This window comes from Rathayibacter sp. AY2B3 (assembly GCF_002931755.1).
Classification (GTDB): Bacteria; Actinomycetota; Actinomycetes; order Actinomycetales; family Microbacteriaceae; genus Rathayibacter.
Genome location: NZ_PSUG01000003.1, coordinates 27,314 through 46,967, shown reverse-complemented (window position 1 = coordinate 46,967; position 19,654 = coordinate 27,314). Strand labels below are relative to the sequence as shown.

Sequence of the window (19,654 nt, the reverse complement as noted above, 5' to 3'; positions counted from 1 at the left end):
CCCCTCGGATCGATCGAAGGAGATCACTTCCATGCCCGCACGCCCCTCCACCCGCAGCCGCCTCTCCCGCACCGCCCGACTCGGCTCGGCCGGCGTCGCCTTCGGCGCGGTCGCGCTGATGCTCACCGGCTGCATCTCGAACGCCCCGGTCGAGACCGGCAACGCCGCCTCCGGCGGGACCGCCGCCGCCGTGGCCGCCTCGGACAACGACGCCTCCGGCGACAACGTCGTCATCGGCTTCACCGCTCCCGCCGCCGACCACGGCTGGATGGGCGCGGTCAGCCGCGCCGCCATCGCCGAGGCCGAGAAGTACGACGACGTGGAGCTCCGCACCGCGGAGGGGACGAACGACGTCAACCTCCAGATCAGCCAGGTCGAGACCTTCATCAACGACGGAGTCGACGCGATCGTGCTGCTGCCGATCGACGGGGCCGCGCTCACGCAGGTCGCCACCCAGGCGATGGACGCGGGCATCACGGTCATCAACGTCGACCGCGAGTTCTCCAGCCCCTTCGCCGCCCGGTCGACCATCCTCGGCGACAACTACGGCATGGGCGTCAGCGCCGGCACCTACATCTGCGAGGAGCTCGGCGACAACCCCGACGCCGTCGTCGCCGAGATCGCCGGCATCGACTCCCTCCCTCTGACGCAGGAGCGCAGCCAGGGCTTCGCCGACGCGCTCGACGGCTGCGGACTCGACGTCGACAACCGCGTCGCCGCCGACTTCACCGTCCAGGGCGGAGAGCAGGCCGCGGCCAACCTCCTCCAGGCCGCGCCGAAGATCGACGCCATCTGGAACCACGACGACGACCAGGGCGTCGGCGTCCTCGCGGCGATCGACACCGCCGGTCGCGACGAGTTCCTCTTCGTCGGCGGCGCCGGCTCGGCCAACGTGATGCGCGCGATCGAGGCCGACGACTCCGTCGTCAAGGCCACGGTCGTCTACCCCTCGACCCAGGCCGCGGACGGCATCAAGCTCGCCCGCCTCGTCGAGCAGAACAAGTCGATGGCGGACACCAGCTCGCTCGGCGTCCCGCGCCAGATCCAGCTCTTCGCGCCGGTCGTCACCAAGGACAACGTCTCCGAGTACCTCCCCTCGGCCTTCGAGTCCTGATCGACCCCACCAGCCCGGGTCGGCGCGGGAACCACCCCGCGCCGGCCCCCACCTCGGCGCCGCTCCGGGATCACTGACGACCCGCAGCGCAGCGCCACCGGCATCCGCGAGAGGAGGAGGAGTGCAAGACACCGGCCCCAGGGCCGGACAGGAGGAGACCGGATCCGCTCAGTCGTGCGGACAGCGACGGACCCGGCCTCTGCGATGAACACCTCATTGAAGGAATCACATCACGCATGAATGGTAAGCGATCCTCGAGAAGAAGCATCAGGCGTCTTCTCGCACTCGGCATCGCCGGGATGGTGACGGTCTCCGGACTCACCGCCCTCGGCCTGCCCGCCTCGGCCCACGACGGAGTGGACCACGGTTCCGAGGGCGGCGCAGCCGCACTCGACTGGACCAACTACGAGAAGGTCCTGCTGACGAAGAACGTCGGCGAGCCCCTCGACCTGGCTGTCCTCCCGGACAAGTCGGTGCTCCACACCGCTCGGAACGGCGAGATCCGCCACACCGACCCCAAGACCGGCACCACGCGCGTGGTCAACACGATCCCCGTGTACCAGAACTCGGAGGACGGGCTGCAGTCCGTCGGCATCGACCCCGACTTCGCGGAGAACAACTGGGTCTACCTGGTCTACGCACCCCCCGGGAACACGCCGACCGGTGCGGCCCCGAACATGCTGCCCGAGGGCGCGACCGACAGCTACTGGGACCAGTGGAAGGGCATCAACCGCCTCTCCCGGTTCAAGTGGACCGGGTCGGGCCTCGACCTCGCGAGCGAGCAGAAGATCATCGACATCGAGACCCAGCGCGGGCAGTGCTGCCACGTGGGCGCCGACTTCGACTGGGACGCCGACGGCAACCTGTACCTCTCCACCGGTGACAACACGCCGGCGAGCGCGCCGGGTGCCGCGGGTTTCGCGCCGAACAACGACGCGCCCCGCATGAACCCGGGCTTCGACTCGCGCCGCGGCGCCGGCAACACGAACGACCTCCGCGGCAAGATCCTCCGGATCACCGTGCAGGAGGACGGCTCGTACACGATCCCCGAGGGCAACCTCTTCCCGGTGGGAACCGAGAAGACCCGCCCCGAGATCTTCGTGATGGGCGTCCGGAACCCGTTCAAGATCGACGTGGACGCCGAGACGAACACCCTCTCCTGGGGCGACTACGGCCCCGACGCCACGAAGGCCGCTGCGGCCGACGGCGTCCGCGGCCCGATGGGCTTCGTGGAGTGGAACGCGACCGGACTGGACGAGCCGCACAACTCCGGCTGGCCCTACGTCCACGGACCCAACGCGCCGTACAACGAGTGGAACTTCGAGACGGCGACGCCCCGCGGCTTCTTCGACCCGGACAACCTGAAGAACAACTCGCGCTGGAACACCGGCCTCGTCGACATCCCGGACGCCGAGGCGGCGACCCTCTACTACGGCGACAACCCCGGCGACCAGCCGTTCGACGAGCTCGTCAACTTCGGCACCAGCACCGGCCAGGGCCCCATGGGCGGACCGGTCTACCACTACGACGCGGACAACACCTCCACGTCGAAGTTCCCGGAGTACTGGGACAAGAAGACCTTCTTCGGCGAGTTCTCGCAGGACTACATCGCGGCGTTCACGCTCGATGAGCAGCGCGCGGTCACGCACATCGAGGACTTCCTCCCCAACGCGGCGCTCAGCCAGGCCGCTCAGCCGATCCACGACAACCCGATGGACATGGAGTTCGGCCCCGACGGGTCGATGTACGTGATCGAGTACGGCGACGGATTCTTCCGCGCCAACCCCGACGCGGGCCTCTACCGGATCGACTACGCCGAGGGCAACAAGGCGCCGCAGGCCCGCTTCACCGCGACCCCCCTGTCCGCCTCGCAGACCCCGCTCGAGGTCACGTTCGACGCCAAGGGATCGACCGATCCCGAGGGCGACGCGCTGACCTACGACTGGGACTTCGACGGCAACGGCACCTTCGACGCCACCGGAGTGACCGTCAAGAAGACCTACACCGAGCTCGGACAGTTCACGGCCCGTCTGCGCGTCACCGACGCCAAGGGCAAGTTCAGCCTGACCTCGCGGGTCATCTCGGTCGGCAACCAGGCACCGCAGATCCAGATCCAGACGCCCGGCAACGGCGCGTTCTTCAACTGGGGCGACGCGATCCCCTACCAGGTGACCGGCAAGGACGCTGAGGACGGCGACCAGATCGTCAGCAGCCGCGTGGGCTGGACCTACGGCCTCGGCCACGACGAGCACGCCCACCCCGAGGTCACCGGCACCGGTGCCAAGGGAGCGTTCCCGACGTCCAAGGACTCGCCCGAGCACGGCCCCGGCGCGCTGCTGTACGGCACCGTCGTCGTGACCTACACGGACGGCGGCTTCAACGGCCTGCCCCCGGCTGCGGCCGAGGCGACCCTGCGGCTGAACCCGAAGACGCAGGAGGCGGAGCACGCCGCCCGTGAGGGCGTCCTGCCCTACGCGGACACCACCGCCAGCGGCGGCAACGCCGTCAGCGGACTCGGTGCGGGATCCTTCCTGCGCTGGGACCCGGTGAACTTCGCCAACCTGACCGGCGTCGTGGTCCGCGCCACCGGTGAGGGCACCGTCGACCTCCGCTGGAACGCTGCCGACGCAGCGCCCTTCGGAACGGCGACGATCCCCGCCGGAGCCGGCTGGAAGGACGTCCTCGTCCCCTTCGGCACGAACCTGCCCCGCGGCACCGGCTCGCTCTACGTGACCTCGCCCAGCGGCCTGTCGCTCGACTCCCTCACCTTCCAGGGTGCGGGTGCCGGTGACAAGACGGCTCCGACCGTCACCGCGACCCTCGACCCGGCAGCGCCTGCGGGCGTCGGCGGCGTCTACAACAAGCCCGTCACCCTCGGCCTCGCCGCCGCGGACAACGGTGCGATCTCGACCGTGCAGTACTCCGCCGACAACGGAACGACGTGGACCACCGTCCGCGCCGTCAACGGCGCGTACTCGGTTCCGTTCACCACGAACGGCGCCCGGACGATCCAGTACCGCGCCACCGACACGGGCGGCAACGTCTCGGCGGTCGGCACGGTGACGTTCACGATCGACCTGGCCGCGGCGAACGCCCCGACCGCCGCGTCGACCACCACCGTGGCGCTCTCGGCTCCCCGCGTGACCTTCGGGGCACCGGGCGAGGCGACCGTCACGGTCACCGGTCAGGGTGGGAACCCGGGCGGAGAGGTCGTCCTCTACGAGGGCGCCACCGAGCTGGGCCGCGCGACGCTGAAGGACGGCACGGCGACCTTCGCCCTGCCGAAGACCCTCGGCGCCGGCACCCACACCTTCCGTGCGGCGTACGGCTCGGACGCCACCTTCAAGGCCTCGGAGGGCACCGCCCGCCTGATCGTCTCGAAGGCCGCCTCGGAGCTCACCGCGACCGTCTCGCCCAACCCGGTCAAGCCGGGCGCCAGCGCGCAGGTCACGGTCGACGCGAAGTCCTCGACGGGTGTCGCCGGCACCGGTCAGGTGAGCGTGATGGTGAAGAGGAACCTCTCCACCGTCGCGATGCTCACCGGGACCCTCGACGAGAACGGGCACGTCGTGGTGACGCTCCCGAAGCTCGCGGCGGGCAGCTACAAGCTGACCGTCACCCACACCGCCACGGCGGACACCAACGCCGCGTCGGCACTGCTGAACCTCACCGTCCAGCAGTAGCCCTCGCGCACAGGGGCCGGCCGGCTCGACCGGGCCGGCCGGCCCCCCACCCCCCGCACCACCTGCCATTTCGAAGGAGAAATGATGCACCACCACCACGCATCCATCACGGCCAAGCCGATGAGCCGACGCTCGCTGATGACGGCCCTGGCCGCCTCGACGGTCGCGGTCGGCGTCGGAGCGGGAGCCCTCGCGGCACCCGCCGGGGCCGCACCCGCGCCCTCGTCCGGATCCACGCGCCTGGTCCCGATCAACCGCATCGGCATCCAGCTCTTCAGCGTCCGCGACAAGGTCTCCTCGCTCGGCTTCCGGGCCGTCTTCGAGGAGCTCGGCCGCATCGGCTACAGCGAGATCGAGTTCGCCGGGTACACCCAGGGCAACGTCGGAGCGATCACGCCGCAGCAGATCCGCCAGCTGCTGGACGACAACGGCCTCCGCGCCGTCGGCTCGCACGTCGGCACCAACCTCCTCCGCTCGGAGCTGGGCAAGCAGATCGAGATCGCGCAGATCCTCGGCACGCCGCACCTCGGCACCGGCAACGCGCCCACCAACGTCAACACCAAGGCGGGCTACCTCGCCGCGGCGGAGGAGTGGAACCGCTGGGGCCAGCAGGTCTCGGCCGCGGGCATGAAGCTCTACCAGCACAACCACGCGGGCGAGTTCGGCTTCGCCACGGACGACCCGTCGTCCCGCCTGTACGACCTGTTCTACGACAACACCGACCCGCGCCACGTGTACCTCGAGATGGACGTCTACTGGGCGTACGTCGGCAAGAAGCTCTACCCGGGCTTCGAGCCGCTCGATTACATCAAGCGCAACCCGCGCCGCTACCCGATCCTGCACCTCAAGGACGGCAAGACGAACAACGCCAACACCAACGGCTACGACATCGTCGAGTTCGGTGCGGGCAACCTGCCCTACCAGGCGTTCCTCTCGGAGCTGCGCGACCGCGGCCAGCGCTTCGGCGTCTGGGAGCAGGACACCGCTCCCACGCTGGCGACGCCGCCGAGCACGGGGAACTCCCTCGAGGCCGCTTCCCGCAGCTACTCCGCGATCGCTGCGCTCCGTGGCTGAGCGCACCCCGCGCCGCGCGCGCCGCACCGACAGCACCACCACCAGCACGACGCGCACGAGCGCACCGAGGAGAACCCCCATGAAGTGGAAGACGCCCACGGCGGTCCTCGCGGCCGCCTCCCTCGCGATGGTCGCCGCGCCGTCCGCCTTCGCGGCGACGACGGACTGCACCACCGAGCTCGGCAACCAGACGATCACCGGCGACCTCAACGTCGCCGCGGGTCAGACCTGCGTGCTGGGCAACGTGACCGTCACCGGCAACGTCATCGTCGGCGACGACGCCTGGCTGGACGCCACCTCGGCGACCATCGGCGGCGACGTCATCGGCACCGACGCCTACGGCATCTCGATCGACGGCACCAGCGTCGCCGGAGACGTCGTGTCGTTCTCGGAGGGCAGCCGCAACGGCTTCCTCTACCTGCGGGACCTCACGGTCGGCGGCATGGTGGAGGCCGGCGGGATCGACGTCGAGTTCAGCGACCTCTCGGTCGAGGGCGGCGTGAGCACCGCGGCGGCGAACTACGTCGACGTGGACCGCACGAGCGTGGGCGGCGACGCCGTCTTCGCCGACAGCGACTTCGGCGTGAACGTGCAGGGCGCGATCGTCGGCGGCTCGCTCTCGGTCACCGGCTCCTCGCGCGGCGTCCTCCTGGGCGCGAACGAGGACGGCTCGGCCGCGGCCCTCGGCAACACGGTGGGCGGGGACCTCACGCTCTCGGGCAACTCCGGCAACGTCCAGCTCGCGGGCTCGACGGTCGGCGGACGCATCGCGCTCGCCGACAACGCGCCGGCGGTCAACTTCGGCGCGGGCAACACCGCCGCCGGCGTCGACGGCACCTTCACGGGAACGGCGGCGGGCGCTGCGGCGGCCGGCGACCAGGCCGTGGCGGTCATCGTCCCCGAGCCCGGCAAGGGCGAGCTGACCTGGACGCTCGAGGGCACCAGCAACCTGGTGAACCTCGGGGTCGCCGAAGAGGTCGGCGACCACTTCGAGGCCTCCGGTGAGCTCGTGCCGGTCCGCGTGACCGACACCCGCCTCAACGGCCCGGCCTGGTCGGTCACCGGCCAGCTGAGCGACTTCCGCTCCGGCGAGAAGACGTTCTCGGGCAAGCACCTCGGCTGGACCCCCGAGGTCCTGGAGAACACGGGCGGTGCCGTCGCCGGCGCGGCCGTGCCCTCCGGGTTCGACTCGGGCAACGGTCTCGCCACGCCCCGCGTCCTCGGCTCCGCCGCGGCGCAGCACCCGACCGGATCCTCGGTCCTGGGCGCCGACCTCGACCTGAAGCTCCCGCTCTCGGTCGGAACCGGCACCTACACCGCGACGCTGACGCTCACCGCGCTCGGCTAGCACCGGTGGGGCGGCCTCCGGGCCGCCCCACCCTCCCCCGTCTCCCCGCGAGACGCCGCTCCGGTCCGCCCCGCTCGTCGGGCCGCGACCGCAGTGGCGTCTCGCGGGGAGGCATCCCCCCCTTGCAACGGAAGCCTGATCGATGCCGCTCATGCCACGCACCTCCCGCACCACCGCCGCCCTGCTGCTGATGACGCTCCTCGCAGCCGGCGGCCTCTCGGCTCAGGCGGGTGCCCAGGAGGCGGACCCCGCCTCCACGCCGGTCACCTGGGGGGTGCGCCCCGCCGACACCGAGCAGGGCAGCGACCGGCCGAACTACGCGTACGCCCTCGATCCCGGCGGCCGCCTCAGCGACGCCCTGATCGTCTCCAACTACGACGACGAGGAGCAGACCTTCCGCGTCTACGGCTCCGACGGCTTCATCACCGAGGCCGGCCAGCTCGACCTGCTCCCCGCCGCGGAGCCCTCGACGCAGCTCGGCAGCTGGATCGCGTTCCCCGAGCCCGAGGTCACCGTGCCCGCCGGCGAGAGCGTGCAGGTCCCGTTCGACGTCGTCGTCCCCGACGACGTGACCCCGGGCGACTACGCCGCGGGCGTCGTCTCCTCGATCCTGGTGCAGGGCGAGACCGGAGTCTCGGTCGACCGGCGCCTGGGCTCGCGCATGTACCTCCGCGTCGGCGGCGAGCTCGCCCCGCGCCTGTCGATCGACGGCCTCGCCGTCTCGTACGACGGCGGCTGGAACCCCTTCGCCCCCGGCTCCGCGACCGTCGACTACACCGTCACCAACGCGGGCAACACCCGCATCGCGCCGGGCGCCGAGATCAGCGTCGCCGGCCTCTTCGGCCTCGCGCCGGTGTCCGCCACCGACCCGGAGCCGCTGCCCGAGCTCCTCCCCGGCACCTCCGTCTCGCGCACCGTGACCGTCGCCGGCGTCTGGCCGCTCTTCGTCGCGACCGCCCGCGCCGCGCTCTCGGGCACCGTGGTCACCGCCGACCAGGCCGCCCAGGCCGACTCCGCCGTCGTCGTCCCCGACGTGCCGGTCGCCACCGCCGAGACCTCCGCCGCGGCCGTGCCGTGGAGCGCCGTGCTCCTCCTGGCCCTGCTCATCGGGCTCATCGTGCTGACCGTCGTCCGCCGCCGCCGCCGGGCCGCGGGGGAGCAGGCGCGCATCGACGCCGCCGTCGCCGCCGCTCTCGGCGCCCAGCCGGAGGACGCCGACCGCGCGGAGGTCCGCTCCTGACCGGGTGCGGCCGGTGCGCTCTGCAGGGGATCGCGCCGTCGTGGCCCTCTCCCGCCCGCCGCGCGCCCGCCGCACGCCGGATCCCCTGCGGATCGCACACCACTCCCGCTCGTCCAGCGCTAGCGGACCACCCGTCCCTCGGCGCGCAGCTGCTCGAGGAAGCCGTCCACCACGGCGGGACTGAGCAGGTGCCCGCGGAGCATCAGCGCCGCACCGCGCACGCCTCCGCTGCCGCCCAGCTCGGCGGTCACCACGTCGAGCCGCTGCGTCGCCAGAGGGAGGGAGCGCTCGTCGATCACCGAGCGCACGGCCGTCAGGATCTCCGGACTGGCGAGGGCGACCGCGCCGCCCAGCACGATGACGGACGGATTCAGCAGGCTCACGCAGGTGGCCAGCACCTCGCCGAGCTGGAGGCCCGCGATCCGCGCCGCCTCGACGGCCTCGGGATCGCGCGCCTTCAGCAGGTCGATCAGCTCGCGCACGGACTGCACGTCGCGGCCCGCCCGGGCCAGCCCGGCGGCCAGAGCGGAGCCGCCCGCGACCGCCTCGAGGTCCCCCTCCTGACCGCCCGCCGCGGCCGGGGCCGTCCGCGGCACCTGGACGTGGCCGAGGTCGCCGGCGGAGCCGAGGGCTCCGCGCTGGAGCAGCCCGGACGAGACGATGCCCGCGCCGATGCCGGTGCCGACCTTCACGAACAGCAGGTCGAGGGCGTGCGGGAAGCGCGAGGCCCGCTCGCCGAGCGCCAGCAGGTTCACGTCGTTGTCGACGAGCACCGTGGTGTCGTAGCGCCGGCGAACGAAGGCGGGGATGTCGAAGCCGTCCCAGCCGGGCATGATCGGCGGGCGCACCGGGCGGCCGCTCGCGTGCTCCACCGGGCCGGGCACGCCGACCCCGATGCCTGCGAGCGCGGAGCTGTCGACTCCGGCCGCGGCGAGGATCCCGTCGCAGACGTCGAGCGCGTGGCCGAGCACCGCCACGGGCCCCTGCGCGATGTCGAGCTCCTCGCGGCGCTCCGCGATGATGCGGCCGTCGAAGTCGGTCAGCGCGATGGTCGAGTGCGCCGCACCCAGGTCGATGGCCAGGAGCGAGCGGACGGCCGGGTCGAAGACGAGGCGGGCGGAGGGGCGTCCGCCGGTCGAGGGCGCGCGGTCGAGGTGCGCGATCAGGCCGAGCTCGAAGAAGAGGTCCAGTCGCGTCATCACCGCGGTCCGCGCGAGGCCGGTCTCCTCCACCAGCTCGGCGCGGGTGCGCGGTCGACCGTCGGCGAACAGCCTCAGCATGTCGCCGGTCGCGGTACCCGCGCGCTCGGCCACGCTCAGCTCCTTCTCTCGGCCCGGAAGACGGGTTCGGGGGACAGCACACCTGAGGAAACCAGGCGTCGCACGGTCGCGCAATCTCAGCGGGCCCCCCTTGCGGGTCGTGCGCAAGACGGCCATCCGGCGGCGCGCCCCGTGCCCCGCCGAGGCCCCTCCCCACTCCGATCGCCCGGGTGCGCCCCCGCGATCGCCGCCCAGCAAGCCCTTCCAGACAGGAGAGAACGATGACCTCGTCCGACACCACCACCATAGGCGCCCCCCGATCGAGCGGGCGCATCGGCCTCTGGCTGATCGGAGCCCGGGGCAGCGTCGCCACCACGGCCGCCGTGGGCCTGCACGCCATCGCCGCCGGAGCCGCGCCCAGCTCGGGCTGCGCCACCGCGACCCCCGCCTTCGAGGACGTCCCGCTCGCCGGGTTCGCCGACATCGTCGTCGGCGGCCACGACGTCTCGCCGACTCCGCTGCTCGAGAAGGCCACGGGCCTCGCGGCCGGCGGCATGTTCCCGACCTCGGTCGTCGCCGAGGTGGCCGACCGGATCGACGCGACCGACGCCGAGATCCGCCTCGCCCCCGCCGACGCCGCGTCGCAGCAGGAGGAGATCGACCGCAGGGCCGCCGACATCGTCGCCTTCCGCGAGCGCCACGGCCTGGCCCGGGTCGTCGTGATCGACGTCGCCTCGACCGAGGTGCTGCCGGCCGACCGACCGGAGTTCCACGACCTCGCCGCCCTGCGGGCCGCCCTCGCGCGCCCGGGCGAGCGCCTCCTGCCGCCGAGCTCGATCGCCGCCCTCTCGGCCGTCGTCGCGGGCGCGGCCTACGCCTGCTTCACCCCGTCGACCGCGCTGGCTCTGCCGGCCCTGGAGGAGTGGGCGGCCGAGGCCGGGATCCCGATCGCCGGCCAGGACGGCAAGACGGGGGAGACCCTGCTCCGCAGCGTGCTCGCTCCGATGTTCACGGCGCGCGGGATGCGCGTGCTCTCGTGGGCGGGAGCGAACCTCCTCGGCGGCGGCGACGGGCAGACCCTCGCCGACCCGGAGGCGGTGCGCTCGAAGCTCGTCTCGAAGAACCGCGGTCTCCGCAGCCTCCTCGGCGACGAGGTCGTCACTCCGCTGCACATCGACAACGTGCCGGACCTCGGCGACGTCAAGACGGCGTGGGACCACGTGCACGCCGAGGGCTTCCTCGGCTCGCGGATCACGGTGCAGACGATCTGGTCGGCGTACGACTCGGCCCTCGCGGCGCCGCTGATCCTCGACCTCGCCCGCCTGCTGGCGCTCGCGGACGAGGCCGGCGTCTCGGGCCCCGTCGGCGAGCTCGGCTTCTTCTTCAAGGACCCGTGGGGCAGCGACGTGCACGGCTTCGCCGAGCAGACCGCGGAGCTGGTGGCCTGGTCCGCCCGCACCGGCGTCCTCGTCGCCGAGCGCCGCACCCCGGTGACGAGCGGGACGCGGAGCGATGGCTGAGCTGCGCGACTACCTCGAGCTCGTCCGCGCGAAGGCCGCGCTGACCGTGATCGGCGACACCGTCGCGGGCGGAGCCTGGGCGGACCGCGGAGTCGGGGTGCGCACTCTCGCGCTCCCGCTGTCCTCGGCGCTGCTCTACTCGGCGGGCATGGCGCTCAACGACTACGCGGACGCCGAGCTCGACGCCCGGGAGCGGCCCGAGCGGCCCATCCCCTCGGGGCGCATCCGGCGCTCGGCAGCGCTGGGCACGGCGGCCGCGCTGACCGCGGCGGGGATCGCCGTCGCGGCCGTCGTGGACGGGCGGCGCTCGCTCGCGCTCTCGCTGCCGCTCGCGGCCGGGATCTGGTCGTACGATCTGCTCGCGAAGCCGACTCCGCTGGGCCCGGTCGTGATGGCGGCCTGCCGCGGTCTCGACGTGCTGCTCGGCGCGGGCGTCGACGGCGTGCGCGCGGCGGGCCCCGCCTCCGCCGCCGTGGCCGCGCACACGCTCGGCGTCACCGTGCTCTCGCGCGGCGAGGTGCACGGCACCACTCCGGTCGCGGCGGGAGCGGTCTCGACCGGCACCGCGGCGATCGCGCTGTCCACCGCGGCCGGCGCCCTGGCCGAGCGCCGGGCCGCCCCGGCCGCGGTCGTCGCTGCCGGCCTCGGGCGCTGGCTCCTGCTCGTGCTCACCGCGCAGCTGCAGGCCGTGCGGACGCCGACGGCAGCGGCCGCGCGGACGGCCACCCGCGCGGGCATCACGGGGATGATCCCGCTGCAGGCCGCGCTCGCCGGCCTGAAGCGGCCGGAGCTGGGGGCGGCGCTGCTCGCGCTCGACGCGCTCGGCTCCCTCCTGCTCCGCCGCCCGCGGACGGCGGACATCACATGAGCGCCACCGGACCCGTCCTCGGCTACGGCACCAACGGCTTCGCCGACCACGCGCTCGACGACGCGCTCACGGTGATCCACGCCGCGGGCTACCGCGCCGTCGCGCTCACCCTCGGGCACCCGCACCTGGATCCCTTCGCAGCCGACTGGCGCGAGCGGACGCTGGCGCTCCGGTCGCGGCTCGACGAGCTGGGCCTGCGCGTGGTCGTCGAGACGGGCGCGCGCTACCTGCTCGACCCGTTCGCGAAGCACCGCCCCACGCTGGTCGACGAGGAGGCGGGCCCCCGGGTCCGCTTCCTCGAGCGGGCGATCGAGATCGCCGCCCTGCTGGGCGCCGACGCCGTCTCCCTCTGGTCGGGGGTCGTCCCGGCGGGCGCCGATGCGGCGGCGGCCTGGAGGCTGCTCGTGGAGCGGATGCGCGGCGTCGTCGCGACGGCCGAGCGCCACGGCGTGCGCCTGGCCGTCGAGCCCGAGCCGGGGATGCTGGTGGAGACGGTGGCCGACGCGCTGCTGCTGCGCCGCGAGCTCGGCGATCCGGAGTCGGTCGGGCTGACGGTCGACCTCGGCCACTGCGTCGTGGTCGAGCCGGACGGCGTGGTCGGAGCCCTCCGCAGCGCCGGGGACCTGCTGCTGAACGTGCAGGTCGACGACATGCTCCCGGAGCGGCACGAGCACCTCGAGCTCGGCACCGGATCGCTCGACCTCGCGGCCGCCTTCGCGACCCTCGCCGAGATCGGCTACCGCGGGATCGCCGCCGTCGAGCTGCCCCGGCACTCGCACGACGCGCCCCGCCTGGCCGTGGCGAGCCTCGCGGCGATGGAGGAGGCGCTCGGCGGCGCCTCGACGCACGCCGAGCATCCGTGGACCGCGGCCGCCCGCACCGCCGTCCTCGAGCGCCCGTCGCGGATCGAGCGCTTCTTCCCCGCGGCGGGCCGCGAGGCCGGGCGCGAGCCGCTCCGGCCCGCCGAGGACCCGCACGGCCTCGTCCACGGCACGCACGACGACGCGGCCCGCGCCTCCCTGGTGCAGGCCGCCGCGCAGGCGCTCGGCGACGACGACCTGGCCGCTCTCCTCCTCCGCCTCTACCGGGGCGGGGACGGCGCCGAGCGCCGCGGAGTGCTGGCCGGGCTGAACGCCCTCGGCGACCCGGGACCGGCGACGACCCTCGCCGGCCTCGAGCTGACCGCCGACGCCCTGCGCGCCAACGACACCCGGCTCGTCGCCGTGGCGATGGGGTCCTTCGCCCGCCGCCACCTCGACGCGCACGCCTGGCGGCACGGGGTGCTCAAGCTCGTCTTCCTCGGCATCCCGCTCGCGGCGGTCGCCGGGCTGGAGGAGCGCAGCGACGCCGAGCTGCGCGCGATGGCCGGCCGCTTCGCCGACGAGCGCCGCGCGGCCGGGCGCCCGCTCCCGGACGATCTGGCGGTGCTCCTGCCGAGCTGACCGCCCCCGAACGCCGCCCCGACCGCGGGGCACCACCACCGATGAGAAAGGCGCGACGATGCGCATCTTCGACCCGCACATCCACATGACCTCCCGCACCACCGACGACTACCAGGCGATGTTCGACGCCGGCGTCCGCGCGGTCGTCGAACCCTCCTTCTGGCTCGGCCAGCCGCGCACGAACGTCGGCTCGTTCACCGACTACTTCGACGCCCTGATCGGCTGGGAGCGCTTCCGCGCCGCGCAGTTCGGCATCCGCCACCACTGCACCATCGGGCTCAACCCGAAGGAGGCGAACGACCCGCGCTGCCGGGCCGTCCTCCCCGAGCTCGACCGCTACCTCGCCAAGGACGGCGTCGTCGCGGTCGGCGAGACCGGCTACGACTCGCTCACCCCGGAGGAGGACCAGGTCTTCCGCCAGCAGCTCGAGCTCGCCGGCGAGCACGGCCTCCCCGCGATGGTGCACACCCCGCACCGCGACAAGGAGTCGGGCACCCGCCGGACCCTCGAAGTCGTCGCGGACTCGGGGCTCGAGCCCGGGCAGGTCCTCGTCGACCACCTCAACGAGGTCACCGTCGACGCGGTCCGCGACTCCGGCTGCTGGATGGGCTTCTCCATCTACCCCGACACCAAGATGGACGAGACCCGCCTGGTGACGCTGGTCGAGCGGATCGGGCTGGACCGCGTGCTGGTCAACTCCGCCGCCGACTGGGGCCGCTCCGATCCGCTCACGACCGCGAAGACCGGCCGCCTCCTCCTCGTCGCCGGCTTCAGCGCGGGCGACGTGGACCGGCTGCTGTGGCAGAACCCGGTCGAGTTCTACGGGCAGAGCGGACGCCTGGACCTCTCGCCCGTCGCGGGCTTCGACGTGCAGGAGTCGGCCGGCCGCACCTTCGAGGGCAACTCCGTGCTCCGGGGCGCGCCGCGCGTGGCGGAGGTCGTGTGATGCATCTCTCCTACTGCACCAACGTCCATCCCGCCGAGGACCTGGCCGGAGTCGTCCGCCAGCTCGACGTGTACGCCGGACCCGCGCGCGTGGCCGCCGGGCTCGCCCTGGTCGGAGTCGGCCTGTGGATCCCGCGCGACCTCGCGGCCCGCCTGGTCGCCAGCGCCGAGGACCGCGCCGTCCTCCGCGCGGCCCTGCAGCGCAACGGCCTGGAGGTGCGCACGCTCAACGCCTTCCCGTACGCGGCGTTCCACGCCGAGGTCGTGAAGCTCGACGTCTACCGCCCCGACTGGACCACCCCGGAGCGCCTGCAGTACACGATCGACTGCGCGAGGATCCTGGCCGACCTGCTGCCCGCGGGCGCCGACGGCAGCATCTCGACGCTGCCGCTGGGCTGGCGCGAGGGCTGGGGACGGGAGCAGGACGAGGCGGCCTGCCGCAACCTCGCCCGGCTCGTCGAGGAGCTGCGCGACCTGCGCCGCTCCACGGGCCACGCGATCCGCCTGGCGATCGAGCCCGAGCCCGGCTGCATCCTCGACACCGTGGACGACGTCGTCGACTGGCTGCACCCGCGGATCGGAGTGGTCGACCCGGCCTACGTGGGCGTCTGCCTGGACACCTGCCACCTCGCCGTCTCCTTCGCCGACCCGGCCTCGGCCGTGCGCCGCATCCGCGACGCGGGCCTGCGCGTGGTCAAGGTGCAGGCCTCCGCCGCGCTCCACCTGGAGGACCCCTCGGGCCGCGCCGCGCTCACCCCGTTCGTCGAGAAGCGCTACCTGCACCAGACCCGCGAGAACGGGATCCACGGAGTGCTCCGCGTCGACGACCTGCCCGAGGCGCTGGACACGCTCCCCGGCACCGGTCCCTGGCGCGTGCACTTCCACGTGCCGCTGCACCACCGGCCGGAGGCGCCGCTCTCGGCGACCACGGCCGTCCTGGCGGAGGCCGTCTCGGCGGTCGACGCCGCCTGGCCCTACGACGAGATCCACCTCGACGTCGAGACCTACACCTGGTCGGTGCTCGCCGACGCCCCGAGCGACCTCTCGACGGGCATCGGCGCCGAGCTCGCCTGGGCGGCCGCGCACCTGCTCACGCCCGCCTCCCGAGAGGCGCTGCTGGCGCCCCTGATCCCGCAGGCGGCGGCGCTGTGAGGCCGGTGCTGCTGCTCGACGTGGTCGGGCTGACCTCGACGGCGCTCGCCGACATGCCCCGCCTCTCGCGCCTGGCCCGCGGGGGCGGGCGCCTGCCGCTGGACACGGTCCTGCCCGCGGTCACCTGCAGCGTGCAGTCGACCATGCTCACCGGCTCGATGCCCGCGCAGCACGGGATCGTCGGCAACGGCTGGTACTTCCGCGACCTCGGCGAGGTGCACCTGTGGCGCCAGCACAACCGCCTGGTCGCGGGGGAGAAGGTCTGGGAGACCGCGCGCCGCCTGAGCGGGGAGCCGTACCGCGCGGCCAACATCGGCTGGTGGTACGCGATGGGGGCGACGACCGACGTGACCGTCACTCCGCGCCCGATCTACCACGCCGACGGCCGCAAGTCGCCGGACGCGTACGTGCGTCCGCCGGCGCTGCACGACGAGCTGGTCTCGCGCTTCGGCGCGTTCCCGCTGTTCCAGTACTGGGGGCCGACCGCGTCGCTCCGCTCGACCCAGTGGATGGTCGACGCCACCCGGCACGTGCTGGCGGGCGACGGCTCCGGACCGCCCGAGCTGACCACGGCGTACCTGCCGCACCTCGACTACGACCTCCAGCGCTTCGGACCGGACTCGCCCGAGGCGCGCCGGGCCGCCTCGGAGCTCGACGTGGTGCTCGCTCCGCTGCTCGACGACGCGGAGGCGCTGGGCGCCTCGGTGATCGTGGTCGCCGAGTACGGGATCGCCGACGCGGACACCCCGGTCGACGTCAACCGGGCGCTCCGGCGCGAGGGCCTGCTCGAGGTCTACGTGCAGGACGGCCGGGAGCAGCTGGACCCGTGGACGTCGCGCGCGTTCGCCGTCGCCGACCACCAGGTCGCCCACGTCTACGTGCAGGACGCGGCGGACCTGCCGCGGGTGCGCTCGATCCTCGAGGGGCTCGACGGGGTCGACGAGGTGCTCGACCGGGAGGCGCAGGCCCGCTACGGACTCGACCACGAGCGCTCGGGCGAGTTCGTCGTGGTCGCACGGCCGGGGGCGTGGTTCACCTACTACTACTGGCTCGACGACGACCGCGCGCCCGACTTCGCCCGCGGCGTCGACATCCACCGCAAGCCCGGCTACGACCCGGCCGAGCTCTTCTTCGATCCGGCCGACCCGCTGGTGAAGGCGAAGGCGGCGGGCAACCTGGCCAAGAAGGCGCTGGGGCTGCGCTACGCGATGAATCTGGTGCCGCTGGACGCGTCGCTGGTGCGCGGCACGCACGGGAGACTGCCGTCCTCGTCGGCCGACACTCCGCTCGTGCTGGCCTCGGACGCGGACCTGCTGCCGGCCGGAGCCGCGTCGCTCCCGGCCACCGCGGTGCGCGACCTGGTGCTCGCGGCGCACGGCCCGGCCCTCGCGAAGGAGGCGTCGGCGCTCGCGCGCTGAGGGAGGGGACGTCCGGCGGCCTGCGCTCGCGCGCGGGCCGTCGGGCGCTGCGGGGTCGCTGCGGGCGGTCCCGGACTCCGGTCCTCGCCGCGGGCCCACCCGGGCGGCCGGCGGCTCAGCGCGGCACGAGCCCGGTGAGCCGCGCGGTCAGCTGCTCGACGGGGCCGGCGCCGAGGAACCGCCACCACAGCACGGCGGCCGCGCACAGCCCGAGCACCAGGGCGAGAGCGGCGAGCGGGGTGTCGGCGGAGTAGCCGAGGCCCGCCCGGGCGAGTGCCGCGACGAGCGCCACCTGCAGCACGTAGACCGAGAGCGCGAGCGTGCCGATCGCCCGGAGCGGCACCAGCAGCCGTCGGACCGCGGTGGAGCGCGACGTGGTCAGCAGCACCACCGCGACGTAGGCCAGGAGCACGAGCCCGAGGTCGTGGAGGGTGTCCGGGAGGCTGCCGGAGGGCGACTCGAGGCCGAGCAGGAGCTCGATCAGCGGCCGTAGCGGGTAGACGACGACGGCGACCGTCGCGAGCACCGGCAGCAGCCGGTCGCGCCGGGCACCGTGGCGCAGCAGCAGGGCGCCGAGGAGGAAGAAGGGGAGCAGGTTCGTCACCCGGTAGCTCGGGCCCGTGAACAGCCAGAGCGTGAGCGGCGAGCCGGGTGCCGCGGCGGCCACGGCGGCGTTCAGAGGTCCGGCGACGAGCGCCAGCAGGGCGGCCACGGCGGCGACGACCCGCGAGCGGAGCAGGAGCAGCGGCGTGCCGAGCACGAGCACGACGCCGAGGTACTGCAGCACGATCGCGATCCAGCTGCCCCAGGTCTCGAGCCAGACGCCGAGCGCCACGAGCACGGCCCCGCGGATCGCGTTCCGCAGCAGCACCCGCCCGGGCGAGGCGCCGGGCCGCGCGAGCACGAGGGCCGCCGACATCCCCATCACCAGCGCGAACAGCGGCGACGCGAGGTCGTTCACGTTCCAGGCCAGGAACCCGACGGGTCCCGTCCGCGCGCTCGGCACGAGGGGCATCGCGTGGGCGACGAGCATGGCCGCCACCGCCACTCCGCGCAGCACGTCGGGGGCGACCAGGCGGTCGTGCCGGAGTCGCGGAGCCGTCGCAGTCATCCCGCGAGAGTAGGCGCGCGCCGGCCGCCGCGCCCCGCGCGAGCGCACCTCGCGCCACCGGCCGCCCGGCCGGGCCGCCCGCCGCCCGGCCTCGTCGCCGGTCGCGCGCTGCCGCCCGCTCCGCTCTGTCGGCCAGGATCTCGGGCCGCCCCGCGGCGATCCGTCGGGAACGGCCCGTCCCGCCTTCCTGCACGGGCCGCTCGCGACGGATCAGCGCACGCCCGCGCCGCCGACGCCCGCTCCGCGCCGCCGCCGCCCGCTCTGCGCCGCCGCCGCCTCGCGCTCGGCACCGCCGCGACGTCCCGGCCGTGCCCCGGCCTGCTCCGATGCGTCACGAACGGTCCCTTCCGCCCTGCCGAAGCGACCGTTCGCGACCCCTCGGCGCCTCCCTCCCGCCCGCGCGCGCGAGCGCCCCGCACTCGGCCCGCACCGAGCCCGACCCGGCATGCTGGACGGATGACCGACGCCGCCCCGTCCCCCGACCGCCCGCGCCGGGCCCGCAGCCAGCACGTCCTCACCGTGCTCCGGACCGAGCGCCTCACCGGCCACCTGGTCCGCGTGCACCTCGGCGGCGACGGGCTCGACGCGTTCCTCGCCGAGTCCGACCCCGAGCGACTCGCTGCGACCGACCGCTACGTGAAGCTCCTGCTCCCGCCGCGCGGCTCCGACCTCCAGCCGCCCTTCGACCTCGACGCGCTCCGGGCGACCGTCGCCCCCGAGCAGCTGCCCGTGCGCCGCACCTACACCGTCCGCTCGGTCGACCTCGAGGAGCGCTCGGTCGCCGTCGACTTCGTCGTGCACGGCGACGAGGGAGTGGCGGGGCCGTGGGCGCTCGCCGCGGCTCCCGGCGACCGGATCGCCCTCTCCGCGCCCGGCGGCGCCTGGTCCCCGAGCGCCGACCCCGAGGCCGCGCACCTGCTGCTCGGCGACGACTCCGCTCTGCCGGCGATCGCCTCCGCCCTCGAGGGGATGCCCGCGCACGCCCGCGGCCTGGTCCTGATCGAGGTGGACTCGGCCGCCGACGAGCTCGATCTTCCCGCTCCGGCCGGAGTGGAGGTGCGCTGGCTGCACCGCGGCGGTCTCGAGGCCGGCCGGTCGCTCGTCGCCGCCGTGCGGGCCGAGCCGAGGCCCGCAGGCGTGCTCGAGGTCTTCGCGCACGGCGAGCGCACCGCGATGAAGCAGCTGCGCGCCCTCCTGCAGGACGAGTGGGGCGTGGAGCGCCGGGCGCTCTCGCTCTCGGCCTACTGGGCTCTCGGCCGCGCCGAGGACCGCTTCCAGGCCGAGAAGCGCGAGCCGGTCGGCGCGATCTTCGCCGACTGACGGGGGAGCGCACTCCGTCCGCGGATCGCCGGGAAGGGACTAGCCTCGGACCCACCTCTACTCCGGTCCCCACGACCGGTCCGCCCGATGGCGTTCCGGCCCTGCGAGCCTCGTGCCCGCCGCCCCCGCCGTCCCGCGGGCTGCTCGACCGAGAAGATGA

At 74.0% G+C, this 19,654-nt stretch carries 14 protein-coding genes; 12 read left to right on the top strand and 2 right to left on the bottom strand.

Features of this window, described 5'->3' with window-relative positions; genetic code table 11:
- Nucleotides 1-31 precede the first annotated feature (31 nt).
- From C5C24_RS02195 to C5C24_RS02175, 5 genes are all read left to right on the top strand, one after another.
- The gene (locus tag C5C24_RS02195; protein WP_104275884.1) at nt 32-1,114 is read left to right on the top strand and encodes a substrate-binding domain-containing protein; all 1,083 of its coding nucleotides are present in this window, start codon (nt 32-34) and stop codon (nt 1,112-1,114) included.
- A gap of 236 nt (nt 1,115-1,350) precedes the next feature.
- On the top strand, nt 1,351-4,797 hold the full coding sequence (locus tag C5C24_RS02190; protein WP_146082500.1) for a PQQ-dependent sugar dehydrogenase: 3,447 nt from the start codon (nt 1,351-1,353) through the stop codon (nt 4,795-4,797).
- An 81-nt stretch (nt 4,798-4,878) separates the two neighbouring features.
- Complete coding sequence (locus C5C24_RS02185) at nt 4,879-5,871, top strand: sugar phosphate isomerase/epimerase (RefSeq protein WP_258065012.1); 993 nt, start codon at nt 4,879-4,881, stop codon at nt 5,869-5,871.
- Nucleotides 5,872-5,950: 79 nt separating this feature from the next.
- Entirely contained in the window at nt 5,951-7,219 is a 1,269-nt protein-coding gene (locus C5C24_RS02180) for a hypothetical protein (RefSeq protein WP_104275882.1), read from the top strand.
- A gap of 151 nt (nt 7,220-7,370) precedes the next feature.
- Complete coding sequence (locus C5C24_RS02175; RefSeq protein WP_146082499.1) at nt 7,371-8,459, top strand: hypothetical protein; 1,089 nt, start codon at nt 7,371-7,373, stop codon at nt 8,457-8,459.
- Between the two features lie 119 nt (nt 8,460-8,578).
- Here C5C24_RS02175 and C5C24_RS02170 read toward each other — a convergent pair whose 3' ends face one another.
- Nucleotides 8,579-9,772: an ROK family protein gene (locus tag C5C24_RS02170; protein WP_258065011.1), complete on the bottom strand. Its 1,194-nt coding sequence runs from the start codon at nt 9,770-9,772 to the stop codon at nt 8,579-8,581.
- A 227-nt stretch (nt 9,773-9,999) separates the two neighbouring features.
- Here C5C24_RS02170 and C5C24_RS02165 point away from each other — a divergent pair, with 227 nt between their 5' ends.
- The 6 genes from C5C24_RS02165 to C5C24_RS02140 are packed head-to-tail and all read left to right on the top strand — an operon-like array spanning nt 10,000 to nt 17,063.
- Nucleotides 10,000-11,238 carry an inositol-3-phosphate synthase gene (locus C5C24_RS02165; protein ID WP_104304186.1) on the top strand — a complete coding sequence of 413 codons (1,239 nt, stop codon included), beginning with the start codon at nt 10,000-10,002 and terminating at the stop codon, nt 11,236-11,238.
- Nucleotides 11,231-12,106, top strand: a complete 876-nt coding sequence (locus tag C5C24_RS02160) for an SCO3242 family prenyltransferase (protein WP_219812813.1) — start codon at nt 11,231-11,233, stop codon at nt 12,104-12,106. Before C5C24_RS02165 ends, C5C24_RS02160 begins: the two co-directional genes overlap by 8 nt.
- The gene (locus C5C24_RS18290; protein WP_104304185.1) at nt 12,103-13,548 is read left to right on the top strand and encodes an EboA domain-containing protein; all 1,446 of its coding nucleotides are present in this window, start codon (nt 12,103-12,105) and stop codon (nt 13,546-13,548) included. Before C5C24_RS02160 ends, C5C24_RS18290 begins: the two co-directional genes overlap by 4 nt.
- 58 nt (nt 13,549-13,606) lie before the next feature.
- Entirely contained in the window at nt 13,607-14,494 is an 888-nt protein-coding gene (locus C5C24_RS02150) for a TatD family hydrolase (RefSeq protein WP_104304184.1), read from the top strand.
- Nucleotides 14,494-15,645, top strand: a complete 1,152-nt coding sequence (gene eboE / locus C5C24_RS02145; RefSeq protein WP_104304214.1) for a metabolite traffic protein EboE — start codon at nt 14,494-14,496, stop codon at nt 15,643-15,645. Before C5C24_RS02150 ends, eboE begins: the two co-directional genes overlap by 1 nt.
- Nucleotides 15,642-17,063 (top strand): alkaline phosphatase family protein, encoded by a 1,422-nt coding sequence (locus C5C24_RS02140; RefSeq protein ID WP_104304183.1) that lies wholly within the window; start codon nt 15,642-15,644, stop codon nt 17,061-17,063. Before eboE ends, C5C24_RS02140 begins: the two co-directional genes overlap by 4 nt.
- A 115-nt stretch (nt 17,064-17,178) precedes the next feature.
- On the opposite strand, the gene C5C24_RS02135 is transcribed toward C5C24_RS02140, so the two are convergent.
- On the bottom strand, nt 17,179-18,174 hold the full coding sequence (locus tag C5C24_RS02135; RefSeq protein WP_104304182.1) for a DUF418 domain-containing protein: 996 nt from the start codon (nt 18,172-18,174) through the stop codon (nt 17,179-17,181).
- A gap of 456 nt (nt 18,175-18,630) precedes the next feature.
- Here C5C24_RS02135 and C5C24_RS02130 point away from each other — a divergent pair, with 456 nt between their 5' ends.
- Complete coding sequence (locus tag C5C24_RS02130; RefSeq protein WP_104281025.1) at nt 18,631-19,494, top strand: siderophore-interacting protein; 864 nt, start codon at nt 18,631-18,633, stop codon at nt 19,492-19,494.
- The last annotated feature ends 160 nt before the right edge of the window (nt 19,495-19,654 follow it).